39 protein-coding genes and 6 pseudogenes are annotated in these 25,150 nt (G+C 45.8%); 21 read left to right on the top strand and 24 right to left on the bottom strand.

What is annotated here, in order from left to right; genetic code table 11:
• Positions 1-3: 3 nt before the first annotated feature.
• Positions 4-498: a hypothetical protein gene (locus tag JCM16161_RS16125; RefSeq protein ID WP_243669712.1), complete on the bottom strand. Its 495-nt coding sequence runs from the start codon at positions 496-498 to the stop codon at positions 4-6.
• The gene (locus JCM16161_RS16120; protein WP_243669710.1) at positions 471-788 is read right to left on the bottom strand and encodes a hypothetical protein; all 318 of its coding nucleotides are present in this window, start codon (positions 786-788) and stop codon (positions 471-473) included. Before JCM16161_RS16120 ends, JCM16161_RS16125 begins: the two co-directional genes overlap by 28 nt.
• 193 nt (positions 789-981) lie before the next feature.
• Between JCM16161_RS16120 and JCM16161_RS05855 the strand changes: the two genes are divergently transcribed.
• The 4 genes from JCM16161_RS05855 (at position 982) to JCM16161_RS05845 (ending at position 2,421) form a co-directional block, all read left to right on the top strand.
• On the top strand, positions 982-1,674 hold the full coding sequence (locus JCM16161_RS05855) for a peroxiredoxin (RefSeq protein WP_054855280.1): 693 nt from the start codon (positions 982-984) through the stop codon (positions 1,672-1,674).
• 72 nt (positions 1,675-1,746) lie between these two features.
• Entirely contained in the window at positions 1,747-1,950 is a 204-nt protein-coding gene (locus JCM16161_RS16115; RefSeq protein ID WP_243669708.1) for a DUF126 domain-containing protein, read from the top strand.
• A complete protein-coding gene (locus tag JCM16161_RS16110) occupies positions 1,938-2,135 on the top strand; it encodes a DUF126 domain-containing protein (RefSeq protein WP_243669707.1) in 198 nt (65 codons plus the stop codon). Before JCM16161_RS16115 ends, JCM16161_RS16110 begins: the two co-directional genes overlap by 13 nt.
• The gene (locus JCM16161_RS05845; protein WP_243669705.1) at positions 2,125-2,421 is read left to right on the top strand and encodes a hypothetical protein; all 297 of its coding nucleotides are present in this window, start codon (positions 2,125-2,127) and stop codon (positions 2,419-2,421) included. Before JCM16161_RS16110 ends, JCM16161_RS05845 begins: the two co-directional genes overlap by 11 nt.
• Here JCM16161_RS05845 and JCM16161_RS05840 read toward each other — a convergent pair.
• The 7 genes from JCM16161_RS05840 to JCM16161_RS05825 all read right to left on the bottom strand — a co-directional run bounded on the left by JCM16161_RS05840 (position 2,388) and on the right by JCM16161_RS05825 (position 5,730).
• The gene (locus tag JCM16161_RS05840; protein WP_054855278.1) at positions 2,388-3,233 is read right to left on the bottom strand and encodes an N-glycosylase/DNA lyase; all 846 of its coding nucleotides are present in this window, start codon (positions 3,231-3,233) and stop codon (positions 2,388-2,390) included. The genes JCM16161_RS05845 and JCM16161_RS05840 overlap by 34 nt on opposite strands.
• 2 nt (positions 3,234-3,235) lie before the next feature.
• Positions 3,236-3,733: a hypothetical protein gene (locus JCM16161_RS05835; RefSeq protein ID WP_054855277.1), complete on the bottom strand. Its 498-nt coding sequence runs from the start codon at positions 3,731-3,733 to the stop codon at positions 3,236-3,238.
• A gap of 46 nt (positions 3,734-3,779) precedes the next feature.
• Entirely contained in the window at positions 3,780-4,028 is a 249-nt protein-coding gene (locus tag JCM16161_RS16105) for a site-2 protease family protein (RefSeq protein ID WP_243669702.1), read from the bottom strand.
• Between the two features lie 17 nt (positions 4,029-4,045).
• Entirely contained in the window at positions 4,046-4,231 is a 186-nt protein-coding gene (locus JCM16161_RS16100) for a hypothetical protein (RefSeq protein WP_243669700.1), read from the bottom strand.
• Positions 4,232-4,241: 10 nt separating this feature from the next.
• Positions 4,242-4,652 carry a site-2 protease family protein gene (locus JCM16161_RS16095; RefSeq protein WP_243669698.1) on the bottom strand — a complete coding sequence of 137 codons (411 nt, stop codon included), beginning with the start codon at positions 4,650-4,652 and terminating at the stop codon, positions 4,242-4,244.
• Positions 4,640-4,894 (bottom strand): hypothetical protein, encoded by a 255-nt coding sequence (locus JCM16161_RS16090; protein ID WP_243669696.1) that lies wholly within the window; start codon positions 4,892-4,894, stop codon positions 4,640-4,642. The genes JCM16161_RS16095 and JCM16161_RS16090 overlap by 13 nt, the downstream gene beginning before the upstream one ends.
• A 125-nt stretch (positions 4,895-5,019) precedes the next feature.
• Positions 5,020-5,730, bottom strand: coding sequence for a hypothetical protein (locus tag JCM16161_RS05825; RefSeq protein WP_054855276.1), 711 nt, complete (start codon positions 5,728-5,730; stop codon positions 5,020-5,022).
• A 97-nt stretch (positions 5,731-5,827) separates the two neighbouring features.
• On the opposite strand from JCM16161_RS05825, the gene JCM16161_RS05820 reads away from it, so the two are divergent.
• Positions 5,828-6,706: a DUF2208 family protein gene (locus JCM16161_RS05820; RefSeq protein ID WP_054855275.1), complete on the top strand. Its 879-nt coding sequence runs from the start codon at positions 5,828-5,830 to the stop codon at positions 6,704-6,706.
• A gap of 35 nt (positions 6,707-6,741) precedes the next feature.
• Here the strand turns inward: JCM16161_RS05820 and rpl12p are convergent, their stop codons facing one another.
• Positions 6,742-7,080, bottom strand: coding sequence for a 50S ribosomal protein P1 (rpl12p, locus tag JCM16161_RS05815; RefSeq protein WP_054855274.1), 339 nt, complete (start codon positions 7,078-7,080; stop codon positions 6,742-6,744).
• 62 nt (positions 7,081-7,142) lie between these two features.
• On the opposite strand from rpl12p, the gene JCM16161_RS05810 reads away from it, so the two are divergent.
• Positions 7,143-7,430 carry a hypothetical protein gene (locus JCM16161_RS05810; protein ID WP_054855273.1) on the top strand — a complete coding sequence of 96 codons (288 nt, stop codon included), beginning with the start codon at positions 7,143-7,145 and terminating at the stop codon, positions 7,428-7,430.
• A gap of 75 nt (positions 7,431-7,505) precedes the next feature.
• On the opposite strand, the gene JCM16161_RS05805 is transcribed toward JCM16161_RS05810, so the two are convergent.
• On the bottom strand, positions 7,506-8,312 hold the full coding sequence (locus tag JCM16161_RS05805; RefSeq protein WP_243669693.1) for an enoyl-CoA hydratase/isomerase family protein: 807 nt from the start codon (positions 8,310-8,312) through the stop codon (positions 7,506-7,508).
• Between the two features lie 96 nt (positions 8,313-8,408).
• Here JCM16161_RS05805 and JCM16161_RS16085 point away from each other — a divergent pair.
• The 3 genes and pseudogenes from JCM16161_RS16085 to JCM16161_RS16075 form a co-directional block, all read left to right on the top strand.
• A pseudogene (locus tag JCM16161_RS16085) lies at positions 8,409-8,956 on the top strand (aldehyde ferredoxin oxidoreductase); the annotation flags it as partial.
• A gap of 153 nt (positions 8,957-9,109) precedes the next feature.
• Positions 9,110-9,679: an aldehyde ferredoxin oxidoreductase C-terminal domain-containing protein gene (locus JCM16161_RS16080; protein ID WP_243670191.1), complete on the top strand. Its 570-nt coding sequence runs from the start codon at positions 9,110-9,112 to the stop codon at positions 9,677-9,679.
• Positions 9,631-10,182 (top strand): aldehyde ferredoxin oxidoreductase C-terminal domain-containing protein, encoded by a 552-nt coding sequence (locus tag JCM16161_RS16075; RefSeq protein WP_243670189.1) that lies wholly within the window; start codon positions 9,631-9,633, stop codon positions 10,180-10,182. The genes JCM16161_RS16080 and JCM16161_RS16075 overlap by 49 nt, the downstream gene beginning before the upstream one ends.
• A 2-nt stretch (positions 10,183-10,184) precedes the next feature.
• On the opposite strand, the gene JCM16161_RS05795 is transcribed toward JCM16161_RS16075, so the two are convergent.
• The 4 genes and pseudogenes from JCM16161_RS05795 to JCM16161_RS05780 form a co-directional block, all read right to left on the bottom strand.
• Positions 10,185-10,886: a class I SAM-dependent methyltransferase gene (locus JCM16161_RS05795; RefSeq protein ID WP_243669691.1), complete on the bottom strand. Its 702-nt coding sequence runs from the start codon at positions 10,884-10,886 to the stop codon at positions 10,185-10,187.
• 4 nt (positions 10,887-10,890) lie between these two features.
• A pseudogene (pth2, locus tag JCM16161_RS05790) lies at positions 10,891-11,255 on the bottom strand (peptidyl-tRNA hydrolase Pth2).
• A gap of 4 nt (positions 11,256-11,259) precedes the next feature.
• On the bottom strand, positions 11,260-12,561 hold the full coding sequence (locus tag JCM16161_RS05785; protein WP_054855271.1) for an NAD(P)/FAD-dependent oxidoreductase: 1,302 nt from the start codon (positions 12,559-12,561) through the stop codon (positions 11,260-11,262).
• A gap of 32 nt (positions 12,562-12,593) precedes the next feature.
• Positions 12,594-13,576 (bottom strand): annotated as a pseudogene (locus tag JCM16161_RS05780) (ROK family protein).
• 93 nt (positions 13,577-13,669) lie between these two features.
• Between JCM16161_RS05780 and JCM16161_RS05775 the strand changes: the two are divergent.
• The 3 genes and pseudogenes from JCM16161_RS05775 (at position 13,670) to JCM16161_RS05765 (ending at position 15,753) form a co-directional block, all read left to right on the top strand.
• Positions 13,670-14,419, top strand: a complete 750-nt coding sequence (locus tag JCM16161_RS05775; RefSeq protein WP_054855270.1) for a Dna2/Cas4 domain-containing protein — start codon at positions 13,670-13,672, stop codon at positions 14,417-14,419.
• Positions 14,420-14,454: 35 nt separating this feature from the next.
• Positions 14,455-14,888, top strand: a pseudogene (locus tag JCM16161_RS05770) (universal stress protein).
• Between the two features lie 19 nt (positions 14,889-14,907).
• Entirely contained in the window at positions 14,908-15,753 is an 846-nt protein-coding gene (locus JCM16161_RS05765) for a mechanosensitive ion channel family protein (protein WP_243669689.1), read from the top strand.
• Here JCM16161_RS05765 and JCM16161_RS05760 read toward each other — a convergent pair whose 3' ends face one another.
• Positions 15,754-16,410 (bottom strand): TrkA family potassium uptake protein, encoded by a 657-nt coding sequence (locus JCM16161_RS05760; RefSeq protein ID WP_054855268.1) that lies wholly within the window; start codon positions 16,408-16,410, stop codon positions 15,754-15,756.
• 66 nt (positions 16,411-16,476) lie between these two features.
• On the opposite strand from JCM16161_RS05760, the gene JCM16161_RS05755 reads away from it, so the two are divergent.
• A complete protein-coding gene (locus JCM16161_RS05755; protein WP_054855267.1) occupies positions 16,477-16,860 on the top strand; it encodes a cytidine deaminase in 384 nt (127 codons plus the stop codon).
• A gap of 20 nt (positions 16,861-16,880) precedes the next feature.
• Here JCM16161_RS05755 and JCM16161_RS16070 read toward each other — a convergent pair whose 3' ends face one another.
• Positions 16,881-17,093 (bottom strand): zinc finger domain-containing protein, encoded by a 213-nt coding sequence (locus tag JCM16161_RS16070; protein WP_243669687.1) that lies wholly within the window; start codon positions 17,091-17,093, stop codon positions 16,881-16,883.
• A 95-nt stretch (positions 17,094-17,188) separates the two neighbouring features.
• On the opposite strand from JCM16161_RS16070, the gene JCM16161_RS05750 reads away from it, so the two are divergent.
• Positions 17,189-17,857 (top strand): hypothetical protein, encoded by a 669-nt coding sequence (locus JCM16161_RS05750; protein WP_054855266.1) that lies wholly within the window; start codon positions 17,189-17,191, stop codon positions 17,855-17,857.
• Entirely contained in the window at positions 17,857-18,051 is a 195-nt protein-coding gene (locus JCM16161_RS05745) for a hypothetical protein (protein ID WP_054855265.1), read from the top strand. Before JCM16161_RS05750 ends, JCM16161_RS05745 begins: the two co-directional genes overlap by 1 nt.
• 4 nt (positions 18,052-18,055) lie before the next feature.
• Here the strand turns inward: JCM16161_RS05745 and JCM16161_RS05740 are convergent, their stop codons facing one another.
• The 3 genes from JCM16161_RS05740 to JCM16161_RS16065 form a co-directional block, all read right to left on the bottom strand.
• Entirely contained in the window at positions 18,056-18,625 is a 570-nt protein-coding gene (locus JCM16161_RS05740; RefSeq protein ID WP_054855264.1) for a stage II sporulation protein M, read from the bottom strand.
• Between the two features lie 140 nt (positions 18,626-18,765).
• Positions 18,766-19,203, bottom strand: coding sequence for a V-type ATP synthase subunit D (locus JCM16161_RS05735; protein WP_243669684.1), 438 nt, complete (start codon positions 19,201-19,203; stop codon positions 18,766-18,768).
• Positions 19,176-19,394 carry a hypothetical protein gene (locus JCM16161_RS16065; protein ID WP_243669682.1) on the bottom strand — a complete coding sequence of 73 codons (219 nt, stop codon included), beginning with the start codon at positions 19,392-19,394 and terminating at the stop codon, positions 19,176-19,178. Before JCM16161_RS16065 ends, JCM16161_RS05735 begins: the two co-directional genes overlap by 28 nt.
• Positions 19,395-19,454: 60 nt before the next feature.
• On the opposite strand from JCM16161_RS16065, the pseudogene JCM16161_RS05730 reads away from it, so the two are divergent.
• From JCM16161_RS05730 to JCM16161_RS16060, 4 genes and pseudogenes are all read left to right on the top strand, one after another.
• Positions 19,455-20,253, top strand: a pseudogene (locus tag JCM16161_RS05730) (50S ribosome-binding GTPase).
• Positions 20,246-21,157, top strand: coding sequence for a hypothetical protein (locus JCM16161_RS05725; RefSeq protein ID WP_054855263.1), 912 nt, complete (start codon positions 20,246-20,248; stop codon positions 21,155-21,157). Before JCM16161_RS05730 ends, JCM16161_RS05725 begins: the two are co-directional and overlap by 8 nt.
• Positions 21,158-21,174: 17 nt before the next feature.
• The gene (locus JCM16161_RS05720) at positions 21,175-21,792 is read left to right on the top strand and encodes a hypothetical protein (protein WP_054855262.1); all 618 of its coding nucleotides are present in this window, start codon (positions 21,175-21,177) and stop codon (positions 21,790-21,792) included.
• Positions 21,776-21,958 (top strand): hypothetical protein, encoded by a 183-nt coding sequence (locus JCM16161_RS16060; protein WP_243669680.1) that lies wholly within the window; start codon positions 21,776-21,778, stop codon positions 21,956-21,958. Before JCM16161_RS05720 ends, JCM16161_RS16060 begins: the two co-directional genes overlap by 17 nt.
• Before the next feature lie 21 nt (positions 21,959-21,979).
• On the opposite strand, the gene JCM16161_RS16055 is transcribed toward JCM16161_RS16060, so the two are convergent.
• The 4 genes and pseudogenes from JCM16161_RS16055 to JCM16161_RS16045 form a co-directional block, all read right to left on the bottom strand.
• A complete protein-coding gene (locus JCM16161_RS16055) occupies positions 21,980-22,381 on the bottom strand; it encodes a hypothetical protein (protein WP_243669678.1) in 402 nt (133 codons plus the stop codon).
• Positions 22,382-22,389: 8 nt separating this feature from the next.
• On the bottom strand, positions 22,390-22,668 hold the full coding sequence (locus JCM16161_RS16050) for a hypothetical protein (RefSeq protein WP_243669676.1): 279 nt from the start codon (positions 22,666-22,668) through the stop codon (positions 22,390-22,392).
• 96 nt (positions 22,669-22,764) lie between these two features.
• Positions 22,765-23,990, bottom strand: a pseudogene (locus JCM16161_RS05710) (aldehyde dehydrogenase family protein).
• A complete protein-coding gene (locus JCM16161_RS16045; protein WP_243669673.1) occupies positions 23,984-24,265 on the bottom strand; it encodes a hypothetical protein in 282 nt (93 codons plus the stop codon). The pseudogene JCM16161_RS05710 and the gene JCM16161_RS16045 overlap by 7 nt, the downstream one beginning before the upstream one ends.
• 178 nt (positions 24,266-24,443) lie before the next feature.
• Between JCM16161_RS16045 and JCM16161_RS05705 the strand changes: the two genes are divergently transcribed.
• Both JCM16161_RS05705 and JCM16161_RS05700 read left to right on the top strand, forming a co-directional pair.
• Positions 24,444-24,761: a CBS domain-containing protein gene (locus tag JCM16161_RS05705; RefSeq protein ID WP_054855261.1), complete on the top strand. Its 318-nt coding sequence runs from the start codon at positions 24,444-24,446 to the stop codon at positions 24,759-24,761.
• Between the two features lie 25 nt (positions 24,762-24,786).
• Complete coding sequence (locus JCM16161_RS05700) at positions 24,787-25,131, top strand: CBS domain-containing protein (protein ID WP_243670187.1); 345 nt, start codon at positions 24,787-24,789, stop codon at positions 25,129-25,131.
• The last annotated feature ends 19 nt before the right edge of the window (positions 25,132-25,150 follow it).

Raw genomic sequence — 25,150 nt, 5'->3', positions numbered from 1 at the left:
CCGTTATAAACCCCTCACCATACTTTTATGAATAATCACTAGCAGGATAGAGGTAATTAGCATTAGGAGCAGTAGGACTATCGATGAGTAATGAATTAGTTCAAGGGCATTAATATCGAATATACTCATAAAAACCATAGCCATTGGAGAAACACCGGATATAGGCACTGTACAGACGCCTAAGCCGCAGGCAGAGCCCACGAATGCGGCTGTGCCTGTGGATGCTGCAATGCCCACGGTACTACCAATCGCACTACCTAGTCTACTGACTATGCGCCTCGTGGCAATCCTTAATTGCAGGTAGGAAACACTGACTATCAACCATGTACTTAGCACCAGGTTAATAACACCCATTATCATGAGCACTAAATTAGATGAACCAGCGATTAAGAAGCCATTAAATGCCGCGCTGTACAAGCCCATCACCCTAATCACCCCCGCATTGATTAGATAAACAATTATTGCAGGTATTAATAATGATAGGTATAATTGAACCAACCTCCTGTGTATGAATACATCAAGTACTCCGTGGGATTTATAAACCTAATTAGATCACTCATGAGATTTCTCGCTAATGAAGGGCCATATTTATAGGTCAATACCGCACCTAACGTTAATAGGGCAGCCACAACAATTAGTGCTCCAGCATAGTCGTTAATAATCACGTAAACATCAATAACGCCAACATAACTTAAACCGGCACCAATTAGTATGAATATTAATGGTAATATTATAGTAAATACCACGAAAACATACATTATTAGTAATGCAATGCCCTCATTGCTCATAGCCCTACTATTTTCAGCGCTATCATTATTTAATTTAAAGTAATTTAATTCATGTATTCTAAATGATTCCTATAGACCCACCATTCACATGCTTATTGGATAAACATCAATGTATCGCTTATTTATTTGCCTAGTAAATTCAAAATAACAAAGAAACCTCATTTAAATACATGGTCATTTACTGGCTCGTAGTATGCCAATAACAATCCCGTCAATAGGGGAGAAATTCCCTGAGTTAAATGTAGTGACTACTCACGGACCAATGAAGCTACCGGATGCCTTCAAGGGCAAGTGGTTCGTACTCTTCAGCCATCCAGGTGACTTCACGCCAGTATGTACCACGGAGTTCGTAAGCTTTGCGAAGCACTACGATGACTTTAAGAAACTGAACACGGAATTAATAGGCCTGAGCGTGGATAGTGACATTAGCCATATTGAGTGGGTTCAGTGGATTGAGAAGACGTTAGGCGTTAAGATACCATTCCCAATAATTGCTGATCCACTGGGTGAGGTTTCAAAGGCCCTAGGAGGATTGCATGCCCAGTCGGGCACTGCCACAGTTAGGATTGTCTATATAGTTGATGATAAGGCGACGATAAGGACAATACTATACTACCCACTGGAGCTTGGTAGGAATATACCGGAGATCCTGAGGATTGTTAGGTCGCTACAACTAATTGATAAGTATGGAGTTGTCATGCCAGCCAACTGGCCATATAACGAGTTAATCGGCGAGAATGTCCTGAACCCACCGCCGCACAATATTGAGGAGGCTCCGAAGAGGCTCCAGCAGTATAAAGGCTACGCCTGGTGGTTGACGTACAGGGAGCTGCCTAAGGAGGAGGTTGAGGAGACCAAGAGGATTATTAAAATTAGGATCGAGTGATAAAAAGCACTCCCTAAATTAGTGCCTTAAAACATATTAAGGTAATTACTTCCATACCCATGCTGAACTCGCATGAAGTTTAAGGGGGAGACCATATTCGGGAGTGGCATCATTAGTGGTGAGTTAGTGGTTTACCGAGAACCACTCTCCTTCCTTGGTGATGTTGATGGAAAGAACGGCATTATAAGGACCATAAACGTCAGTATTGCAAGTAAGATACTAGCGATACCCAGTTCGAGGGGATCAACCGTGGTCCCTACGTCATGTACCAATTGAGTAAGTACGGTAGGGCCCCACTGGCTATACTCAGTGTTAAGGCTGACGCGATGCTCATCATTGGGGCTATCATGGCACAGATACCAATAATGACGAATTTACCCAGGGAGATACTAAACCTTAAGAGCGGCGTTACGGCACGTGTCGATCTGGACAGGGGTGAGGTCTATGTCGATGAGTCCTGAGGCCAGGCTAGCATTGCTATTGCTTGAGGAGCTTGAGTTGAGGAATGGTAGGGCCAGGCTTAGGTATCTGAAGGTTTATAGGATGATGAGTTACTGGCTTGGCGCTGGATATGCTAGGGCGATACTTAATAGGCTCGTCTCGAGCGGCTACATAGCGATTAATGGCGATAGGGTCGAGTTACTACGTAGGTTTAAAACGAGTAAGAGCCCGTCACAGGTGTATAGGGAGGCCAGGGACGTCGTCATTAACGCCTACTTATCAATGCAGCGACCACCAAGTAACTGAAGTAGTTCAGGAACCTTCTCATTATATGCGCCTAAGGCCCTCGCCTCATTAATTGCCCTGCCTATATTGAATGAGGAGTTAATTAGTAAGCCGCCGAGCACCCAAACCACGGAATCGAGGTTAAGCGGTGGTATACCACTAAGCCTACCAATCTCGCTCCACACGCCCTGAATCTCGGCCCTACGCCTAGTCATTAAATCCCTGGCCAGGTCAGCCACGTTATTGGGGCTACCCACGACCGGTATTAAACCACTGCATATTGTTATTACGGTAACCCTATAATCAACGGGTATTGGTATATCCATTGGGACGGAAATATCGAGCCCGCAGGCCCTGCCCACGTAATAGGCCATCTTAACGGCAAACACTATCGTCTTCTCATCACCACGCGCGTTGGTTACTCTCGAAAGTAATTTCCACAGCGATTCTAGGTCATTGAGGTAATTACCAAGGCTTAACCCAGCCATTTGTGGGCATACGTTCTGAACCCTCCTTATCCTCGATTCCCTATACCGAGCCAGGTACCTGCTATTAATCACGTAGTTTATGAAATCCCTACATAAATCAACTGGTTTGTTTCCGATGAAGTAATTAGCGAAGTAATTCCAGTGATCCTCACCCTTACCGGTTAATTGATAACTAATTAGGGCATTAAGTATTGTTAACTTAAGCGTCGTTTCAACATCATGCCCCAATGCACGGCATAGCCCAGCCACAGCGAGGTATTGGGGATCCCTCTCCTCAAAGTCCCTAACCCAATTTATGCCAAGCTCACGTAGTACGCCTGCTATCTTCTCCTTAACGCCGCTCATTACTAACCCCGCATTAACCTACGAATTGAGTAATACCTCCAAATAGTCACTAGGCCAATAACCTGACCCCAATCAAGGTAGAGGAGGGGCTTGCCCACCGTGATTAAAACATAGGTGAATGGGTAGATGATCACCGGCGCGCCTATCGTGAATAGGTAGATGTAGTGAGTTATTACGTAAAAGGCTCCATAAATAACGCCTGAGGAGTCGAGCACTATCGATGGTTTGATTATGTAGGCTATGTAGGTTATTATCCACGCAAGGAATAGCAACGATGAAACCCTCCACATATAGAGGTAAAGCGGTAAGTAACTAACGTGAATTACCTCCCCAGACCTATAAACCACATAGCCATAGGCCCTAAGCTCCAGGGCAAACGCCTCACCAAAGTGGGATAGACCTAGTGGGAAGAATAGTGCCGTAATGATTATGCCGAGTATAAACCCTCTCCTGACCCTTGCCCTTAAATTCTCATGAACCCCTGATTCACTACTGCTCATTGTCAGGAGGCTCTGTTAAGCAGTTATTAAAGAATCACGCACTCAACTAAATTAACCTGTATAAGCCGGTTATCAACGTGTAATACAGCGTAAGCCCTATTAGTGACCAAAGGATAATCGATACCGCTATCATGACCTTACTCCTTAATGCCTGGTCCTTAATCACCTTGGTGAGGAGTGCCTCCAGGAACTGACCACCATCTAGCGGGTATGCTGGGAAGGCGTTGAGTAGTGCCAGGGTTAGGTTTAATGTGTATATCCAGAACATTAGGTTGTAGAAGGACCTACTCTCCACGACTATGCCCCATGGTCTTATGTACAGGCTGAATAACCGAGAAGCGCCATTGATAGGTTACCCGTGCTTAGTACCTCATTAAACATGGCGCCGTTTGATGGGTTAAACACAGTTAGTGTGACGTTGCTCGAATTAACTGAGCTTAATATCGATATTAATGAATAAACACTTGCCACGGGTTGATTATTGACGGCCGTTATCACGTAACCACTCCTAAGCTGAGTCTGTGGAGTTCACGACATACACGATAGTCGTTCCTAGGAGCGTGCGTGTTAATGGAGGGCTTAGTAATGCCAGTTCCACTAGGGCTACGGCTATGTAGGCTAGGACTATGTTCATGAAGACCCCGCTTGAATAAACGGCAAGCCTAATGAGGACGCCTTTACTCCTTAATTCCTCCTCATCAATCTCAACAAAGCCCCCGAAGGCGAGGAAGAGCAGTGCGAAGGCGCCCCCGGACTTTATCCTTATTCCGTACCTCGAGGATACGGCGCCATGGGCCAATTCATGGAGTAGTATACCAATCCCAATGGCTATTATTATGTATACGAACGTGTACAGTGATACGGTGACCCCAGGTATCAAGGGAGCAAGTGGTGTGAACCCCCTCCTCACAGCCTCCATTGGCTTAGTCTATGGGTCATGGCTATGATCATCAGGATCAGGTTCTTAGACATCAAGTAAAGCATTGATGGTAGTCCCCATGCATTAATGCTCATGATTAACAATGGTATTGGCACTATTATGAACATAGAGATTGAGAATAGGCCCACGGTTAATAATACAATCAACCAACTTGGGATCTTACGCAATAGGTTCCCTAATGGTGCAATTACCTCCTTTACCAGCTCCTCATCCCTAAGCATTATGAATACTCCATAGTAAACCTAACGGGTATCTTAACGCCGAGGTGCTTAAGTAGGTATAATATGCCGACAATCACAAACCAAGTGGCGATGACTATTAATAAGCCTAGGTATTGCAAGGGGCATCACCTAAACCTTAATATGGACCCTGCACCCACGTCATGTACATTCCTATAATTACTTACTAACTCCTTCCTGAGCCTGGGGCCTGTACCATGTAGCGGGTAAACACCACTTAAACCCCTAATGACATCCTTCAACAATGCGCCCTGGTACTCGCTTATTGACGTGGCTCCTAAACCACCCACGAAGTATTTAACACCAAGTTCCCTAAAGAACCTCGTTATTTCATCATCATTAATAAGCCATAGATTCAACCCACAACCACTAACCAGTAATTTATAGCTTGGGAAGTAAACGAGCAATTCACCAACCCTCCTATTACCAACCCTGATAAGCTCAACATCACCAAAGCCAAGCCTAATCCTCTCCCTACCACCAACCTCAATCACGTCTAGGCCAAGCCCCTCAAGCTTATTCCTAAGTTCAAAACCATGCATTGTACTATCGACTGGGACGGCCACGGTCAACGCATTGGTAATGGCATCAACACCACCCCAATGATGATTAACTGGCGTAGTTATAATGAGCAATCTAGGCCTTATATCAATGCCCAACACCCTACTATTATTGATCAACTTATTAACGCTTGAGCATGTATCAATCAACAACTCATTATTAATGAGTAGCGATACCGAGTTATCCTCCTCCACGTTTGGCGCCTTCGTCTCATTATCGCAAATCACGTTCATAACCAACTCATTATTAGCATTCATTTCTATTAGGCAATAACTATTAGGAAATAAATCTTTTCTCACACACCACAATATTCGGTAAGTTTTAAATGGGCACTAAAGCTCTAGAGATTTCGAGATGTACACACAACAAGGTAGTACCTGGAGTAGGGTGCTTAGGTACGTATGGCCTATAGCATTCGTATTAGTCTTCGCCATAGTTGGTGCCTGGGGTAATGTCGCGCATGAGACGTTTGTAACCTGGGTAATAATAATTGCGTACCTGGTGATATTCTTCGGCATAGTTCTTGCCATAGGCATTAGGAGCACCAGGGCTAGGTTTAGGGAGATCGAGGAGTACATGAAGTCAACGAAGTCGGGCGCCATTGAGAAGTTGACCCGTGATGACTTCATGAAGGCCATGGAGAAGGATCCCGAGTATGTACAGGAGACGAATAGGTTCGTGAAATCACAGATGAAGAACCTAATAATACTAATGGTCGTTCTAATAGGCCTACTCATACTCTACACATACGTACTCTCGGGACCATTCATAACACTGGCGAAGTACATATCAAGCACTGTAAATATTGGTTATTACCTAAAGCCCTGGTTCACACCAACGATCCAGGAGGCAAACCTATTCTATGCGTACTTCATTGACTACCTGATATACTTTGGGGTCTTCTTCGTACTCATGTACGTCATCTTCAGGATGATGAGGATGCCCTTCATGACCACTAATGTTCAGATTACGGACTACCCATACACCGTGACCAAGGAATTAATAGTTTTTAGAGATGCCATGCTCATTGACGGTATGTACCTACTCAAGTCGCCAATAACCGTCAGGCAGATAGTAATTAATGAGAAGAGGAGGTTCATCGAGTTCCAGCTCTCGAAGCCATTGAGTGGTCTTCCATACATGAAAATAAGGATTTACCACAAGTCACCGAGGGATTTATGGGACAAGGCACTAAAGAACCTGTTCAGGGTTGAGGAGGGTAGTGTTAGGTGATTTTAATAGAATCGAGGGTTTAACGATACTTAACCTTAACCAAATAGGCTTGCAAGGCCGGCGGCAATCTCCTCCTCACTTGGGCCCTCCTTCTTTTCCTCGGCCTTCTTCTCCTCCGCCTTAGCCTCAGCCTTCTGCTCGCCACCAGCCGCAGCGCCACCTGCCTGTGTGGTGGTTGTGGGGGCGGCTACGGGCATTGCAACCGCGGTCTTTATTGCCTCGTCAATATTCACCTCCTTCAAGGCAGCCACCAGCGCCTTGACCCTAACCTCATCAACCTGTATCCCAGCCGCCTGTAAAACCTTGATTACGTTCTCCTCATTAATGGGTTGTTTGCCGTAGTGCAGTAGTAACGCTGCATATACGTACTCCATACCTCCTCGACATGTCAATTGAGAACCGCTTTAAAAACATTACTTAATTCAATAAGTCATAGATGCAGAAGAAGATAATCATAGTAACCGCGGAGTGGGATTACTTTAAGGAGCAATTAAGCACACTATGTTCACAGCTTAGTAGGGCAGGCGTTGACTGTGAGGTGAGGGATTACGGAAACCCCGAGGCTCTGCGGTTAATCGTTAAGTACGGGATTGACAATGGCATGATAAGGATACCACAGATATACGTGATTAGTGATGGCAATGTGAGGAGAATTGACTATGAAGTTACGAGTGATTTGAAGATAATAATTAAGGACCTTAATGATTACATAAGTAATGAGTAAGTATGAAATATGGCCGGGGTAACCCACGACCTTCATCGGCCCGCTCGTCGGGTCTCTGTGTGGTAATTAAATGATTTAATATTGATTTAATAATCTTTCGCCATTATAAGCCTGGAACCTGGGTTGCCTCTTCTCCTTAAACGCCTTAATACCTTCCTGGAAGTCCTGGCTGTATCGTAGTAGTGCGAAGGTCTTCCTCTCAATGTCGAAACCCACCTCCATTGGCGAGTCCTGGATTAGCTTAATGGCCTCCTTCAATGCCTTAATCGTAAGCGGCGATAGCGTCATTAGGTCCTTAGCCACCTCCATAACCCTATCATAAGCCCTAGCTGGCTCAACAATCTCATGGAGCAAGCCAAGCTGTAGTGCCTCCTCGGCCTTAATCCTCCTACCAAGGAGTAGGTAATACCTCGCACGGAGCGGGCCGAGCGCCTTAATAATCCTGGTTAAACCGCCACTCGCGGGCACCATGCCAAGCCTTATCTCGGGAAGTCCTATTTCCACGTCTGGCGTGCCTATCCTAATGTCGCAGGCAAGGGCCAATTCAGTGCCCGCCCCAAGTACGTAACCCCTGAGGAGGGCTATCGTAGGCTTGCTAAGGCTCTCCACAGCCTCTATTGTCTTGCCCCAGTCAATTAAGTCGTTGGGTGTGGTGCTTAGGAACTCCGTAACATCACCACCCGCACTAAATGCCCTATCCCCACTGCCCTCGAAGATCACGACCCTCACATTACCGTCCTGCTCTAACTCATTTATTATCCTGCCCAGGTCCCTCCTCATCTCAAGCGTTATCAGGTTCAGCGGCGGCCTATTTATTATGACCTTGGCAACGCCATTGTTAACCCTCACCAACCAACCACCGCCTGAGTAGGTCCTCTCCACAAACCTCTTGTTAAGGGGCGCTGATTTTAAATAAGTACTGGATTAACATGTTTGAGTAAGTCCTTATTAATTAGTTGTTAAGTGAGGCATGTTAATATGCATGGTTATGCAGGTAGGATCCTCTGGATTAATTTGAGTAATAACGAGGTGAGGGCTGAGGGCATTAATGAAAATGTGGCTAGGCTGTTCATAGGAGGCAGGGGATTGGGGTTGAAGATAATCTTTGATTTAAACCTGGACCTTAACGGCGTTGATCCATACGGCCCCGAGAACCCGTTGATAATAGCCACGGGGCCTTTAGGTGGGACAAGGATGCCGCTAGCCACCAGGGCCGCTGCCATATTTAAGTCACCGCTTACGAATAGGTGGAGCTACTCAACCGTTGGTGGGACGCTTGGCGCGTATATGAAGTATGCAGGCGTTGATGCGTGGTGATTACCGGCGTAAGTTCAAGGCCCGTTCATTTAGTGATTAGTGATGGTAAGGTTGAGTTTAGGGACGCCAGGGAGTTATGGGGTCTAGACACTGTCGAAACAGAACACGCGATTAAGAGGGAGTTTAGGGACTCTGCCGTCCTAACGATTGGGCCTGCGGGTGAGAATAGGGTGCCGTACGCATGTATTGGCCATGAGGATTGGAGACAGTTTGGGCGTACTGGGGCTGGGGCTGTCATGGGTAGTAAGGGCGTGAAGGCCATAACCTTCATACCAATTAGCAAGACCGTGGATGTGGCTGATGATAAGGCCTATCAGGACTTGGTTAGGAACCTTGGTAGGCAGGCCGTCACTAACCCAGGCATGATACCGTATAGGCAGGGTGGCACTGTAAGGCTTATAGATACTGGTAATGGCATGGGATTCTTCCCATCAATTTATTGGACTAGGGTGGTCATGCCTAATTGGGAGGACATATCGTGGGAGAAGGTGCTAAAGCCAAGGTACTTCATTAAGCATGGTGCCTGCCTCTACTGCCCAGTGGCTTGCCATAAGGTGGTTAGGTCAAGTAATGGTGAGTATGACCTCGAGTATGAAACCACAATGGCCCTTGGGGGCTTGACAGGGGTTCATGACCCACAGAAGCTCATAGACCTTGCCGAACTCGCCGATAGACTTGGTTTTGACACGATAAGTCTCGGAAACACAATAGCCTTCCTGATATACCTCGGCGAAAGGGGCATAGTTAAGGACGCGCCTAAGTGGGGTGATTATGAGGGTATTAGGCGTTTAATAATTGATACGGCGTATAGGCGTGGGCTTGGCGAATTGGCGGCATTGGGCACCAAGCAATTGCCGAGAAGCTGGGGGTTCAGGACCTTGCGATTCATGTTAAGGGCCTTGAACCGGCCGCTTACGACCCAAGGACTCTAAAGGGTATGATACTTAATAATGCCATTGCCGAGAGGGGTGCCGATCACCTGTGGTCCAGTGCTTATGCCGTCGATATCGCCGGCCAGGCCGGCGGTAGGTTCGCCACTGGCGAGGAGAAGGTTAGGGCTGTGATGGATATTGAGGAGAGGAATGCGCTGTATGACTCAATGCTCCTTTGTAAGTTTGGTAGGGCGATATATACGTGGGACGTCATTAGGGATGTCATGAATGCCGTAACTGGTTTTAACTACACGGTTGATGAGTTGAGGGAGACCGCCCAGAGGATTATTGTGCTTCATAGGTACATGAATAGGACCACGATTGAGCAGGACAGGCTACCACCGAGGTGGTTAAAGGAGCCTGTTGAGTATGAGGGTAAGCAATACGTGGTTTCTGAGGAGGAGTGGTCCTTCATGGTTAGGAAGTATTACGAGTTGAGGGGTTATGACGAGTTTGGTAGGCCTAGGCAGGATACGTTGGTTAGGTTAAAGATACTGCCTTAAAACTAGGTCTTCACAGCCCTTATTAGTAGGAATATCCCTAGGTATGTCCTGTAGGATGCGATGTTACCAACCAAGTCCTCAATTAACCTCCTCAACCATGAAATACTCCCAATGTCCCTAACCGTAATCCTCATCGTGGCATAATCCCAAACCTCCCTTGGCGCCACGATAGACACCAGCAACGGCAATGCGAACACTAGGTAAAACAGTAAGACGGCATAGGTTAATGGATTATTGGGTCTCCAGAACTCGAGAACTATTAATGACCCACCCCTCCTGAGAACCCTACGTACCTCAAGTAGTGCGAGTGGCTTGTTACTGAATTGTCTCAATGCAAATGACGTATACACAGCACATAGAGACCCCTGCCTGAGTGGTAAATACTCACCAACACCAACAACCCTATCAACCAACTCAGCGTATAGATTACCCATTGACTTGAGGCCGCTAATTGCTGGGTCAAGCAATATTATTGGCCTATGCCTGAGACCGTTATTTATTACAAACCTGGTCATTGAACCGTCACCAGCGCCAAGGTCGAGTAGGTAACCATTGCAGCCACGTATTGAACGCAGTACCTCCTGAAAGGCCCAATACCTAAGTCTCCTCAGTTGGAAGAGCGTGATGACGGTATTTACCAATTCATAATTTGAGTATGTGAAGACCTTATTCATCACGTCTTTAAAGAATTGGGATAAGCTCACATGATCACCTTAGCAATCTCAACGAACCAGTGACCTTATTAATTAAATCCTCAGGTCCAGGCCCAATCGCCAATACGGTAATGGTGCCCGGCGGCAACTCCGTGAGACCTGCATCCTCGACTAGGAACGTTGGTAGGCCTAGTCTCTCGGCCTTCTCCTTAAGCCTGAGCAGCTCATCCAATGAATTAACCACTAAAACAACCTTCTTCTGGCCGGAGGACTCCCAGGCCCTAAACCACTCAATCCATTCCCTCTTACCATCCTCAAGGATCCTAAGCACAGCCCCAACAGCCCCATGGCAACCTGGGCCGCGGTCTTACCGCAGGACATCCCAAGATCGGCCCTAACCACGATGACCTGCTTATACATCGCATCACCTCAATGAACCCCATTCACTGAGTATTTTCCTCGCTGCGTTGTAGCCGGGTACCCCAGTCACCTGCCCGCCGGGCCACGTACCAGCACCGCCAAGGAATAACCCCCTTATTGGCGTTGAGTAGCCCCAACCGGGTATGGGCCTATTACTGAACATGTATTCCTCAGTCATTGGTAGGTGATTGAGGTTGCCGCCGGCCAACCTAAACATTGACTCGTAATCACTCGGTGTTATTAACTCAAAGGCCTTTATGCTTGACCAATCAATGCTCACATACTCATTAAGCTCATCCCTGGTTGGTAAGCCCGTGACTATTAGGTAATTACCACGCACCACCGTCTCGCCAAAGGGTAGTTGGAGGATTGAGTCCCTGTAATTACTCAACTCACCCCTTAATTTAATTGGCTCATTACTAACAATGACCAGTCTAGACGCCCCTCCCAAAGGTATACTCCTTAGCCTATTAATTATGTATTCATCGAAGTACTCCTCACCGACCAGGTTAATTAACGTGTTTATTGGACTAGCCGTGGAAAGCACGGCTCTCGCCTCAATAACCCTCCCATCATCAGTCAACACGCCCCTAACCCTACCACCCTCAACAATGATCTTCTTAACGCCCAAGCCAAGCACCACCTTAGCGCCAGCCCTAAGGGCTGCATTATATAGTTCACGGGCAAAGACCTGCATACCAACCTCACCATTCTTAGCGGGGAACCACCAATCAGTGTCGGGGTTGTAATAACCAACCATGAAGGCTGGCTGGTCTAGGTATGGCTCGAATATGAACATGCCCCAAAACTCCCTGGGTAAGTACTGACTAAGGAATTCCCAACTCCTCAACCTAATGAACTCGCCCAGCACTGGATCGTTGAGTAATTCATCCCTGCTCGGTGGGTTTAACCTATATAGGTATTTACGCAATGCCCTGTGGAAATTAACTATCTTGTCCCACATGGCCCTTAGGTTATCACCGAGACCCCACCTATTGAACTCGCGAACCCTATCCTCAGGGCTCCTCCACCACCTAACAAATTCGTCATCCTTAACATAAACGGCGATAGGCTCCGGCTTATACTGCTCAATGCCTATCCCCAACTCACTCATTAAGTCACTGGGTATCAGGCCAAGCACGTAAGCCCCTATGGGCACCTCAACACCGCCAACAACGTGATAACCAGCCAAACCCCCAGGCCAGGTCACATGATCAAGGACCAAAACGTCAAGCCCAGCCTTAGCTAGGACTATGCTTGCGATCAAGCCATTATGCCCCGCGCCAATTATTATAACATCGACCACAGTGGATATGAATACCAACGATTTTTAATAACTTAGCCTAGGAACTTCCTGTATTGATCAACGTACACCCTTAGGGATTCAGGCACTTTTATTGCCAGCGCCGCAGCACCTAGGATGCCTATGTCATCACCAAACCTTGTAAACTCCACGCGTGCCGGCTTAACCGCTAGGTACCTCTTTAGGTACTTCTCGATTCCTCTTCTAAATAAATCCGCATTGTTGAGGGCCATAGACCCTCCCAACACTATTAATTCTGGGTCATAGGCATTCATCACGCTAGCCAAGCCGGCCGCGTGCACCTTCATTAGGTAATTGTCTATGAAGTCCCTGGCAAGTTCATCTCCATCATAATACGCTTGAAACACCTCCTCAGTACTTACGTACTCACCCCTGACAAGCCTTTCATACAGCCTTGACCTATACGACCTCCCCCTAATGAATTCCTTAATGATCCTCGGTATATTGGCGCCTGAGCCGAGGGCCTCCCAATGCCCATAACCGCCGCAGCCACATTGAATCTCTGAGTTGACGTCAATGACCATGTGCCCGATCTCATGGGCATTACCATCCTTACCAACGAGTAGGTGCCCATCAACTATCACGCCTGCGCCAATGCCGGTGCTAAGGGTTATGTATACAAGGTTATTAACGCCCTTACCAATACCGAATAGGTACTCACCCCATACAGCCGCCATTGCGTCGTTGCCTAGGACCACGGTACCCTGAACTCCCTGATTATTGGTTCCACGAGTTTAAACCTCTTAATTGGTGCGTTCGGCGCCCAGGGAACGATACCCTCCTTAAGATCCAGTGGGCCTATGGACCCAATCCCAATACCATCGATGCTACGCCCACCTGTTAAGTCCCTTATTGACTTAATGATTATGCTCGCCACGGTATTCTCATCACCTGTCGTTGGTTGTCTCGTCTTTACCTTATTAATGATGTCTCCATCCTCATTAACAAGCCCAACCCTTATGTACGTTGCTCCAACGTCAACACCCACATACACCATACTATGCCTTTGATGAGGCATGCACTTTTAAGTTATTAATTGGGCGTAATTGATGGATTTATAAATGGGCTTTAAGTATGGCTCTGCGCACTTATGGTTAAGTTGGTCATAAGGCCCATAGCCGATGTGGTGAACGAGGATGAGATTAGGAGGAAGACTGAGGAATACGTGAACGAAATGTTGAGGAACGCCCAGGTAATTGGTGATGACTTATTCCTCATAGATAAGCCCACGGGTAGGGCCACGCCATCCTTCTTCAGCAATGATTGCTTTGTAAAGTCCCTGATAAAGCTTAGGTTTGGTACAATAACGAATATGGAGGGTATAAGGAATTTGGCTAGGGGTAGGGCGATCCACGACCTCTATCAGGAGTGGTTTAAGATAGCCAATCCCAGGGTTCACGTGGAGGTTGAGAGTGGTATAGAGACCGTGGATACATCGGGCAGGGCAGACATTGTCTACATGAGGGAGTTTGATGGTGAGGAGGTTTGGGGATTGATTGAGTTAAAGAGTTCGTGGAATCTAGATGAGGATAGGGAGAGGAGGTACCTCAAGCAGGTTGTTTCCTACGTGCTGATGCTCGAGGAGGCCGGTATAACCATTAGGGAGGCGTACCTGGTGACCATGAGGGATGTTAAGTCGTTACCCATAAACAGGTTGAGGAGGGATTACCAAAACGTCTTAATGGAGCTCAAGGCGATTGAGAATTACCAGGGCTGGCCCATGGAGCCGCCAGACCCACTCCTATGCGTTAAGTGTGAGTTAAGGCCCATTTGCAGTACTTACGCGATTTATAGGGGTAGTAAATCCATTATTAATATTAATAAAGCTAGCAATGATTGATAATACTTATTAATAAATTATTTAGTGAAAAATCAATGTCACTAATAACAAAGATATTGATTGGCTATGACGGTTCAAAGGCGGGGGATAAGGCGTTGGATTACGCTATAGGTATCGCGAAGACCTTTAACGCGAAACTCTACATACTTCATGTGATTGAAGAGGGTAAGATCGCCATAGCCCCTGACTCATCGATGTACCTGCCCTAATCGATACCATGGAGAAACAGGGTAGGGATTTAATAAATAAGGCTGTCGAGCACGCCAAGAGCCAGGGCGTCAATGCTGAGGGGCTTCTTGAGGTTGGTACTGATGCCGCTGAGACAATAATAAATGTTGCGAATAATCTAAATGTTGATTTAATAGTGGTTGGTTCTAGGGGGTTGAAGGGACTAACTAGGTTCCTGCTTGGTTCCGTGTCCGAGAAGGTCGTTAGGTACGCCAATAGGCCTGTGCTTGTTGTTCATTGAATTGGGTTAGGCTTAAAACATGGTCAGTCATAATCATATCTGTATTGATGGTATGGGAGTAATAATTGGTGTTGGTACGGGAGGCATTAATGGGACTGGTGGAGTGGGTAATTTAATCCCTAGTTGGGTTTGGACCGCCCTTATCGTTATTGTGGTTGCCGTGGCCATATACTTCGTGCTTGATTACGTATTTGATAAGTTGGTTAGGGCCTTCGTTAAGCTTTCGAGGAAGGGCGATGTTGAGAATGCGAAGTTCATCTTTAGGATAATGCTCATAGTGACCATATTATCGGCGATAGCCTACGTTTATCAGCAATACCTAATAGTTGGTGCCTTACTCATTGTTTTTGCCGTAATTTTAATACTGGGTACTAGACCAATAATTGAGGAGTACTTCACAGGTAAGATCACCAGGCTCATTAAGGATTACTCACTGGACGTTGGGGATCACGTTGAGGTCATGGGGATTAAGGGCTATATAATTAAGCAATCATCAATGGGCTTGATAATTAGGAGCTCACGTAATGAATTAATATATGTACCATACACATTACTACTAAAGAATGTGATTAGGAAGGTGCCGCCAACCGAGGGTATTGAGATTAGAATACCGTTTAAGGTGCCCAAGGATGGGTTGTTAATCGATGACTTACGTAAGGAGCTCACGGACTACATGGAGGAGTTGGGTATTGAGGATCCGCATGTCGATGTTGCGAGTATTGAGGATAAGTACGTGGAGTTGATGGCTAGGGGTACCTATAAGGACTTGAGGACTATCGATGATGTTAGGTACTCCATACTCAATAAGGCATTTGAGCTGTCAATGGAGCTTAGTAGAAGGTATAGCGTCAGGAGCAATGAGTGACTACTCACTCAATTCGCTTATTAACTTATTTACATTCTCTGATGGACCCACAATAATCAATTCATCATTACCCTCTATGACGTAGTCACTGCTTGGCTTTGTAATACCACTTGATGCCACTATGTATGGTACTGCAACGCCATAATTCTCGGCCACCTCACTAATGCGTTTACCTATTAATTGCGAATCGGCGTTAACCCTCACCACGGCGAATGTTATGTTTATTGCCGTGTCTGTGAATAGAGACCTCGCAATACTATTCATGACCAGAGCCTCCACATTCTTTGATATTAGGTCCTCAACTATCACCGTGTTAACATTCAACTCCCTAAATAAATCCAAGTTGTCCTTATTATTAACCCTGGCAATCACCAGTGGAACTCCCTTACCCCTGGCTATATTGCATGCCTTGTAATTCAATTCATCATTATCAGACAACGCCAAAAACACCTCGGCTTTATCAATACCAACCTCACTAAGCACATCCTCACTACCTGGATCACCTCTATAAACAAGTGCTGACGACTTAAGTATCTTGAAAGCCCTTGAGCATGCCTCATCATTCGAATCAACAATAACTACTTCATACCTATCCATGAGGGCTTTGGCCACATTAATGCTCACATTGTTCGCCCCAACTATTATGGCAAGCTTCAATATTAATCACCAATCACGTAATTTAAGTGGGAACTATTTAAATTCATTATTACTTAATCACACACCGTGATTCCAAGGGAATGGATAGAACTTGTTAAGGATGGGTTGAAGCACTCATATGCGCCGTATAGTGGGGTTAAGGTGAGCGCGCTGGCGGTAACGCCCGACGGCAAGGTGTATAGGGGGGTAAATGTTGAGAACGCGTCCCTTGGGCTCACGGTATGCGCGGAGAGGGTTGCCATATTCAATGCCGTGTCAAATGGTGAGAGAAAAATAAAGACAATAGTACTAACATCAAACCTAGACAGGCCCATCTATCCGTGTGGGGCTTGTCTTCAGGTAATGAGCGAATTCGGTGTTGAAGAGGTGATTATTGTCCATGGAGATAAGGTAATAAGACATAGTCTTAGTGAGTTGTTTCCAAGACCATTCAGTGACTGGAGGAAATAAGGGGGAGGTTTATTCAATTGTTATGGGCCTTCAAAACCACAGACTGGGCATTTGTATGGGTTTCCCGTCCTCCTGCAGTGCTCGCATCTCCAGATCTCCGCCTTACCGCAGTTTGGGCATAGGAAGTGGGTTGCTCTCTCGTATGGTTTGATTGGCTTGCCGCATGAGGTACATACCGGCACGGTTGGTCCATGAAGTACTGGTCTCGGCCTCTCAACCCTGGGTAATGCCATTGGGAATCCGTGGAACAATCACTAATTTAAGCATTTCTATAACGTTATTAATGCGTGAGTAATCCTTAATAAATCCGGGCACCTATGGTAACGAGATGGACGTTAATAAGGTAATAGATATGGCGATACTCGTGCTAGTGATTATACTAGCCGCGGTATTAACGTACTTCCTACTCGCAAGGATTTTCGCACCAACATCAAAGTTGCATAGTGGCGTTACGGAAATTACGTATCCCATCGGCACGTCTAGCATTGTAATATGGCCTCCATACTTCCAACTGGATAATGCATCATTAATATATAGTAGTTTTAGTAATTATAGCCTGGTTTATGGACCGAGCACAGCCCCAATCAAGGTATTAATACTATATAACCCAGTCATGCCTCCCGCGACGAATTTCACTGTTAATAATGTCAATTACATAATTAGCACTTCGAGCAAGGGGCTTGTTCAGTACGAAATTGCGTTTAATGTCTACTCGTACATGGGCACGATGTCCGCATCACCTTTAACGACCGCAGAACTTAATGTGGCATCGGTGGCCTATTGCCTATACTTCAACTCAACCAATAGGTATAATGCCCTACTATTCCTTAGTAGGGTTGGTTCAATAATTGGGGCCAATGCTAGTAACATAGCGAACCTAACGAGCATTTCCTCAGTGCAGTCAATACTTAATGGCATGGGTATTAACGTAAATGCAACATCCTGTGTGAGTAGGTATGAACAGTATGTCATGAAGTACCAGGCGAGGTCGGCCTAGTGCTCACCCTATACTACGTACCGCCATTCCTAACGCCATCACCACTCACTTACGAGATGCCCATAAACTCGCCGATAATATTCATGTTAGGTTATAATACTAAGACTGGGGCCTACGACAATACCATTAACAATATCCAGTTACCAATATTTGTGCAGAATCTAATGACCCAGAGGTTCCTGTATCAAACCTAAGCGGTTAACTAACCATACTACTTATCAAGCCCTTCAGCGCCGTTATTTCGAAATACTCAATATTTGCCGCTATATAAAGTAGTACCACCGATATTAGGTAATAGATTATTAATGCCGTTATATCGCCCTTACTAATACGTCTACCACCGCGTAATGAATTGATGAGGTCCCTCGTGAAGGTTAATGAACCTGTTGTGGAAAAGGCATATGCAAGTAGTTCTGCGATCCCGTGAGGAAAGAACATTGTTACGAATAGGGATATTACGAGACCTATTATCGAATTTAATGCATATGCGACATATACACCAAGTACGAAGCCCGTCATCACTAGGGCGAGTACGAAGAATAATGGACCAACCACGGGAATTGCCATTAACGTATCGATTTCCAGGTTATGAAGGAAAATGTAATTGGGGCCTAGATTGACTGTACTTATTAATTGATTACGTAAGGAATTAATCACTGATTGGTTCACGAATAGTGGACCAATGTAAAAGCCAATTATTGATAGTAGGACCAGGAGAACTAACTCAATTATGTATACCAGGGCAACCCTCTTAATGTTGATTGCCATAGTACCCCACTAGGTAATTATTTAAGGTGTAAGGAGGGATTGGGGAATCCGCGTTCAAATCCGTCGTCACCGCTCGGTGCATCCCTCCTGTCTTCATTAAGCGTGGAGTCACTATGAAGTACTTAAGCCTTACTTACCCATTAACGCCTTCCTAACGACTCAAGAAGCCTATTAATCACTATTCTTCTAACGAACTCCTCACGCTCATCCTCATCAAGCTTAAGCCTAACGAACTTAGCACTTTCGATGATCCTGGGCAGCAATACGTTGTCTATGGCATTAACCATCCTCTGGTACTCCCTAACCCTAGCGAGCAATGTGTAGAATAAACTCTCCAGATTCATCATTTCTGAAATAGCCCTAAAATTGCCGTAGATCCCGTACAAGGCACTATCGAGTTCTGGCGGTATTGCATAGATTCCGTAATTAGGACTTGAGACGCCCTTAAACTCAAGCCCCCTGAACTTAAGCCCCTCCATTATTATATCCGTAAACTCCACATCGACCGACGGCCTTACAACCTCACTCAGTTTGCCGTAATCCTCAATACTCATCCTCGAAATAGCGGCCTTAAGCAATAGAGAGACCCTGCCAACTCCTCATAAACGCTCTTCCTGGCACTCTCAAGCTTGGGTATTATTGCCCTAATCCTCTGTATCGTCGCATTCCTAGCATCCTCAACAGTCTTCTTAATACTCCTGTAAAGTCTCTCCTGATTTCTGAGTCTCAATAGGGTTAGCCTTGACGGTATTGGCCTCTCAAAGGCCACGTAGTTAGGGAACGTTTTATATTTTTAAACATTATTACATAAGGACTTAGGCCTTGATAAATGAGTAGGGTAAGCCAGGCTGAGGCTTGGAGGAGGGTTAGGAATGTTCTGGAGATAAGTGACTTGGTACTTGAGGTTATTGATTCTAGGGATCCGTGGAGACTAGGAATAGGAGGGTTGAGGAGTTATTAGGTAAGTTGGGTAAGCCGTTAATAATAGTGATTAACAAGGCCGACCTAGTGCCTATTGATGTGCTTAAGGAGTGGAAGGAGTACCTTGAGCAGGATTACCCCACAGTATTCATAAGTGCTAAGAATAGGTTGGGCACTAGGAAGCTAATTCTCAGTATTAAGCAGCACGCGGCTAGGCTTCCCGTTAGGGTCTCCGTGGTTGGCTACCCAAACGTAGGTAAGTCAACAATAATAAATTACCTAAAGGGTAGGCATGTTGCGGAGACGAGCCCAATACCTGGTTGGACCATTGGCGAGCAGGTGGTTAGGGCTAAGCAGTGCTCGTGGTTATCGATACGCCAGGCGTTATACCGCCGGAGGAGGTTAAGGACGAGGCCCTACTTATTATTAAAGGCGCCATAGATCCCTCGAAGCTAGAGGACCCCGTCTTACCAGCGGTAAAGTTAATAATGAGGATTAAGGCGTTCAACCCCAAGGCATTTATGGATAGGTATGGCGTTGATTCCGAGGATCCAATGGAGCTCCTGGAATTAGTTGGTAAAAGGAGGGGGTTGTTATTGAAGGGTGGTAAGGTGAATATTAGGGAGGCCGCCATTGCGGTGATTAGGGATTGGATACTCGGTAAATTAGTTTACTACTATAGGCCTAGGGTGATTAGCAATGCCTAGGAGGCTCGTGCCAATGGTGCCCAAGTCATCCGTTAGGCCACTTAAGTATTATGACATTGTTGGTGATTTAATGATCAATTTCCTAGCAAATAGGAGAGCCGCCATTATTAGGCAGGTTAATGATTCGGCGACATTGATCACCAGGGCTAAGCATGAGGATGGTAGTAAATTGCCGATAATCATTAATAATAAGGATGAGTTGATTAGGTATGTTAAGGCTGGTGGTATTGATTTCATGGCATCCGTGAGCACGGCGTTATCAAAGGGTATTGACATCGCCATAATAGATGTTAAGGGTGGTAAGAAGGTTTGGATACTGGATAGGGGGTTGGAGCTAATGGACTTAATAGTAACTGTGATACGTGTTGTCTTTGAGTATGTTGGTTTAGTGAATAATGCCGTGATATTTGATGGCATGAACGGTTTTAAGGTAATTGCGCCATTATCGAGGGAGGTCAGTGATGATTATATGAGACCCTTCGTTAATTTAGTGGGTGAGGTCGTGAATAGGAGCTTGAAGTCCTTCGATCTATTCCAGGCATATGGTAATGATGTAATTATCGGCGGTAACACAATGCTTAAGGTTAAGATGTATAGGGTGCCCCTGTCCCTGCATTGGTCAACTAAGTTGTCAGCGATACCGCTGGCCAGGGTTTATGACTTCCTAACCCTCTATGCTGATCCATCAAACGTAATTAGGCGTTTGGAGACTAATAGGAAGTTGCTTGAACCGTTGTTTAATAAGAACCCTATCGATTCACTGCTTGATGCTGTAAATAGGTGGGTTAATAATGATTATACGTTGATTTATCATATTAAGGGTGTTATTAGGAGTAGAATTAAGTACGGAGACGCAGATGCGAAATTAGAAATTGATGGAGAAAACCTTAAAACAGAGTATTAATCCTTTAGGCGATAATTATGAGAAAGATCGTATTGGCATTCATAGTTATTGGCATAATAATACTCATAATGTCTAATATAAGGGTTGCATTACCAATAACCAATGTAGCAATGCCCAGTTTCAACGATATTGTGAATGTAACGCCTGGGTTAAAATTAATAATTAGCGATACCAATGGTTCACTAACGCTAATACCAATTAGGGGTTACTCATCATTCATAGACACTATTGATTATTTATCACCAATATTCATATTCGTGGGAATAATAATATCGATAGCCCTACTAATGATTAAAAGGAATCAAAGTATCGATGTTTCAGACCCACTATTCTTCGGAATAATCCTAATGCTTATAGTGGCCCTCGTATTCTCACTACCCATACCAACCCAGATCTACCTGAGCGAGGGTCCAGTCACGCAGTCGATGCTGGTTGGCGTCAATGCGTATGTTGGGTTCTCATCAATAACCTACTTAATAAGCACAGTATTGCTCATGATGAGTGCTTGGCTTTACCGTGAGAAGACCGCCATGGACGGCATGTACTCAGACATTGACCAATTAATGAGCATGACCATCATGCTTAAGAGTGAGGAGGAGACGGAGCGGTCTGAGAGTAATGAGGAAAGTCAGTAATAAGGGCGTAATTTGCTTCTTCTGCCTGAGGAGGGTTAAGGAGTACTATATCGTTGATTATGAAGTTAAGGAATTGGGCATGACGTTCAAGGTATACGCATGCCTGAGTGCTACGCAAAAATCACATCACGCAGAGGAAAGCAGACCCAGTAAAGTGCTGGATTAGCTTGATGATTACCCATCAACATCATAAATGGCTCCAGGATACCCTAAATGCATTTATGTTATCGATTATACCGTCAAGCTCATTAATGAAGGAGTTAACCTGGTAAATACTAACCACCGGCACGCCTTCGATAAACTCCGTGGACGCCCTATGCCAGGTAATAACCACGGGTATAAGCAGCGCCTCACCCCAATTAACGCCAATCCTACCCATCAAAACCTCAGGCGCCCTGGCGACTAGTCTAACCTTCTCAAGGTGCCTATTCACTATCTGCCGTATCGATGATGAGGCCCTTCTCCAACGCTTAGCCTCTATCAACAATACCCAGGGTCTCCTATAGGCTATTACGTCGAACTCAACCCTAGAGCCGGCTACGGGAACCCTAAGCCTACTGACAACCCTAAACCCCCACTCCTCAAACAAGAACCTAATCAGGGCTTCAAACTCATCCCAGGCAGGTACCTCGATATCGACTCAAGATCAACATAAAGACCCCTATCCACGAAGTACTTAATTAACCTATGAGGCGGCATGACCGACTTATAACCATCGCCAACCCTAACTAAAACCCCATCATTAATCAATGAGCCTATGAACTCATCAATTATGGAATCACCAAGCCCGGACACCGACTTAAGCGACTCACGCGTAAAAACACCATCCTTAGAGACTATCATTAACGCCTTAACAAGCCTCTCCCTTAAGCTCATCCTCAACAAATGTATTTTAACACCTACTTATAGTGTTTTATGGGTGATGAAACTTCAGCGGCGGATGAAAACAATGAATGATGGGTCAGGGACTGATTAGCCATACGTTATGACTATGGTCTTTAACTCTGTGACATCCTCCACACTAAACCCAACACCTTCACGGCCGAAGCCGGACTCCTTCACGCCGCCGAATGGGAATAGGCCGAGCCCATGCCTTGGAAAGTCATTTATCGTGACCTCACCAACCTCCAGAGACCTCGCTACCCTCCATAGTGTGCCCACGTCACGCCCAAACACGGCGGCATCAAGCCCATAAACGACCTCGTTAGCCACCTCAATAGCCTCATCAACCGACCTAACCCTTATAATGGGTATTACAGGTCCGAAGGTCTCCTCAAGCGCGAGCCTGGACTTCCTACTCACGTTATCGACTACCGTCGGTTCATGGTATGTAAGCCAATACCTACCACCGTAGATTAACTTACCACCCTTCATTAATGCATCATCAATCATTGAGTGAACCCTCTCAACAGCGTTGGAATCAATGAGTGGGCCAACCCTAACCTTTGGATCACGTGGATCACCAACAACCCACTCATTTACCTCCTTAATAATGTACTCCATTAATTCATCGGCAATGCTGTCAATGGCGATGACCCTGCTAATCGCATCACAACGCTGGCCCGAGAGCCTTAATGAACCCATAACTATCTTCTTGGCCGCGTCTTTTAAATCGGCATCCTCAAGTACGATGGCTGGCGCCTTACCGCCAAGCTCGAGCTGCAGCTTCTTTAGGCCGGCCATCCTCATGACCCTAAGCCCGGTCTCCGTGCTACCGGTCAGGGTGATTGCCCTAACCAGTGGGTGTGTGACCATCGCGTCACCCACCGTTGCTCCCGGCCCTGTAACCATTGCGAAGTAATTACCGAGTCCTGCATACTCAATGGCCTTGGCTATTAACACGCCGGTTATTGGTGTGTAACTCGATGGTTTAAATATCACGGGGTTGCCGGCCAGAAGGGCCGTGGCTATCTTAACCATTGATGTGAATAATGGGTAGTTGAACGGTGCGATCGCCGCGACCACGCCTATGGGCTCCCTAATGACGATCGCATACTTATTCTCGGTGCCCACCCCATACTCGCCTGGAATACCCACGTTTAACAGCTACCCAGGTCCTGGTGAACCATCCTGAGCCTAGTTATTGTTGATTCAACCTCACCCTCAGCCTCGCTGATGGGCTTCCCACCCTCAATGATTAGCACATCCCTAAATAGCTGCTTGTATTCCTCGATGAAGTCCGCCACCCTTATTAACATGTCGGCACGCTTATGCGCTGGTATCGCCTGAGTGACGGCCATGAATAGTGAAGCCTCTCTATGGCTGAATTAACGTGATCCACGCCTAACTTATTCACCTGAGCTATCACCTCACCATTTATTGGCGACCTAACCGGCATATAATTGCCGAAGTCTATCCACGAACCAGCAATAAAGGCGCGGAAGACACCAAACTTAGTCATTGTGTCGTGGAATTCCCTGGGGAGATCCGGCAATGTTACGGGACCGAGTATGTTTATGGTTATTGCTTGCATTAACCATGCTCTTAATGGCCTTAAAATAAGCCTTCTGGGCTTAATAATACCCTGAGGACAATGATTAGAAATACTTAACTGGAGAAGCGCTGTTTTCCCTTAATGAATGCGCAGGAGTTAATGACAAGTAGTGTGTTTACCATAGACTAATCGGGAGTTAGCTGCTGCTGTACAGCTGATGGTTGATCACGGCTTTAGGCACTTACCAATTACTGAGGGCGGTTCCGTTAGGTCCGTGTTAACGGCATTAGGCATAATTAATGGAATTATTAACAATGGCGTTAATGCCCTGAGGGAACCCGTAATCAAGTATGGCAGTGATAAGTTTCTAACGGTGTCGTACAGTGATGATGATATGACGGTGATTAAGAGAATGCTTGATAATGGTGTTGACCACGCACTCGTGCTTAGAGACAATGACTTAGTCGGTATTATTACTGAGCGTGATTTAATAAATAAAATGCCCGAGCAATCGTTCATGAGGTATAGTTCATGAGATTGCTAATAGGAATCCAGTAAGGATTGGTGAGGATGACCCATTAACCTCCGCCATGGAGGTTATGGTCAGGCACAATATTAGGCACTTATTAATTACGGACCAGGACAAGCTGCTTGGTATCATGACGGTTAAGGACATACTTAGGTATGTAGTTAAGTACTATAAATTAAGGGGTCAGGTCGACCTTGGCGTTGCAGTATCGAAGTTAATGAGTCATAATCCGGTGACGATCGATAGCGCGGCTTCATTGCTTGACGCCGTTAGGTTAATGAGGAGGAATAATATTGGTTCATTACCAATCGTTGAGGCCGGCAGGTTAATGGGTATAATCACCGAGCACGACATTGTTAGGAGCATAATCAAGTAGGTTTAAATTACACCATAAT

This window comes from Vulcanisaeta sp. JCM 16161 (assembly GCF_001316285.1).
The sequence above is the reverse complement of the archived record's forward strand: the minus strand, read 5'-3'. Positions and strand labels throughout refer to the sequence as shown.

Excerpts from the sequence above, each read along its gene's own strand:
- JCM16161_RS16120 (WP_243669710.1), bottom strand. The coding sequence starts at position 788 with ATGAGCAATGAGGGCATTGCATTACTAATAATGTATGTTTTCGTGGTA.
- JCM16161_RS05855 (WP_054855280.1), top strand. The coding sequence starts at position 982 with ATGCCAATAACAATCCCGTCAATAGGGGAGAAATTCCCTGAGTTAAAT.
- JCM16161_RS16115 (WP_243669708.1), top strand. The coding sequence starts at position 1,747 with ATGAAGTTTAAGGGGGAGACCATATTCGGGAGTGGCATCATTAGTGGT.
- JCM16161_RS16110 (WP_243669707.1), top strand. The coding sequence starts at position 1,938 with ATGTACCAATTGAGTAAGTACGGTAGGGCCCCACTGGCTATACTCAGT.
- JCM16161_RS05845 (WP_243669705.1), top strand. The coding sequence starts at position 2,125 with ATGAGTCCTGAGGCCAGGCTAGCATTGCTATTGCTTGAGGAGCTTGAG.
- JCM16161_RS05840 (WP_054855278.1), bottom strand. The coding sequence starts at position 3,233 with ATGAGCGGCGTTAAGGAGAAGATAGCAGGCGTACTACGTGAGCTTGGC.
- JCM16161_RS05835 (WP_054855277.1), bottom strand. The coding sequence starts at position 3,733 with ATGAGCAGTAGTGAATCAGGGGTTCATGAGAATTTAAGGGCAAGGGTC.
- JCM16161_RS16095 (WP_243669698.1), bottom strand. The coding sequence starts at position 4,652 with ATGGAGGCTGTGAGGAGGGGGTTCACACCACTTGCTCCCTTGATACCT.
- JCM16161_RS16090 (WP_243669696.1), bottom strand. The coding sequence starts at position 4,894 with ATGCTTAGGGATGAGGAGCTGGTAAAGGAGGTAATTGCACCATTAGGG.
- JCM16161_RS05825 (WP_054855276.1), bottom strand. The coding sequence starts at position 5,730 with ATGAATGCTAATAATGAGTTGGTTATGAACGTGATTTGCGATAATGAG.
- JCM16161_RS05820 (WP_054855275.1), top strand. The coding sequence starts at position 5,828 with ATGTACACACAACAAGGTAGTACCTGGAGTAGGGTGCTTAGGTACGTA.
- rpl12p (WP_054855274.1), bottom strand. The coding sequence starts at position 7,080 with ATGGAGTACGTATATGCAGCGTTACTACTGCACTACGGCAAACAACCC.
- JCM16161_RS05810 (WP_054855273.1), top strand. The coding sequence starts at position 7,143 with ATGCAGAAGAAGATAATCATAGTAACCGCGGAGTGGGATTACTTTAAG.
- JCM16161_RS16080 (WP_243670191.1), top strand. The coding sequence starts at position 9,110 with ATGATACCGTATAGGCAGGGTGGCACTGTAAGGCTTATAGATACTGGT.
- JCM16161_RS05775 (WP_054855270.1), top strand. The coding sequence starts at position 13,670 with ATGGTTAAGTTGGTCATAAGGCCCATAGCCGATGTGGTGAACGAGGAT.
- JCM16161_RS05765 (WP_243669689.1), top strand. The coding sequence starts at position 14,908 with ATGGTCAGTCATAATCATATCTGTATTGATGGTATGGGAGTAATAATT.
- JCM16161_RS16070 (WP_243669687.1), bottom strand. The coding sequence starts at position 17,093 with ATGGCATTACCCAGGGTTGAGAGGCCGAGACCAGTACTTCATGGACCA.
- JCM16161_RS05750 (WP_054855266.1), top strand. The coding sequence starts at position 17,189 with ATGGACGTTAATAAGGTAATAGATATGGCGATACTCGTGCTAGTGATT.
- JCM16161_RS05740 (WP_054855264.1), bottom strand. The coding sequence starts at position 18,625 with ATGGCAATCAACATTAAGAGGGTTGCCCTGGTATACATAATTGAGTTA.
- JCM16161_RS05725 (WP_054855263.1), top strand. The coding sequence starts at position 20,246 with ATGCCTAGGAGGCTCGTGCCAATGGTGCCCAAGTCATCCGTTAGGCCA.
- JCM16161_RS05720 (WP_054855262.1), top strand. The coding sequence starts at position 21,175 with ATGAGAAAGATCGTATTGGCATTCATAGTTATTGGCATAATAATACTC.
- JCM16161_RS16060 (WP_243669680.1), top strand. The coding sequence starts at position 21,776 with ATGAGGAAAGTCAGTAATAAGGGCGTAATTTGCTTCTTCTGCCTGAGG.
- JCM16161_RS16050 (WP_243669676.1), bottom strand. The coding sequence starts at position 22,668 with ATGAGCTTAAGGGAGAGGCTTGTTAAGGCGTTAATGATAGTCTCTAAG.
- JCM16161_RS16045 (WP_243669673.1), bottom strand. The coding sequence starts at position 24,265 with ATGCAAGCAATAACCATAAACATACTCGGTCCCGTAACATTGCCGGAT.
- JCM16161_RS05705 (WP_054855261.1), top strand. The coding sequence starts at position 24,444 with ATGGTTGATCACGGCTTTAGGCACTTACCAATTACTGAGGGCGGTTCC.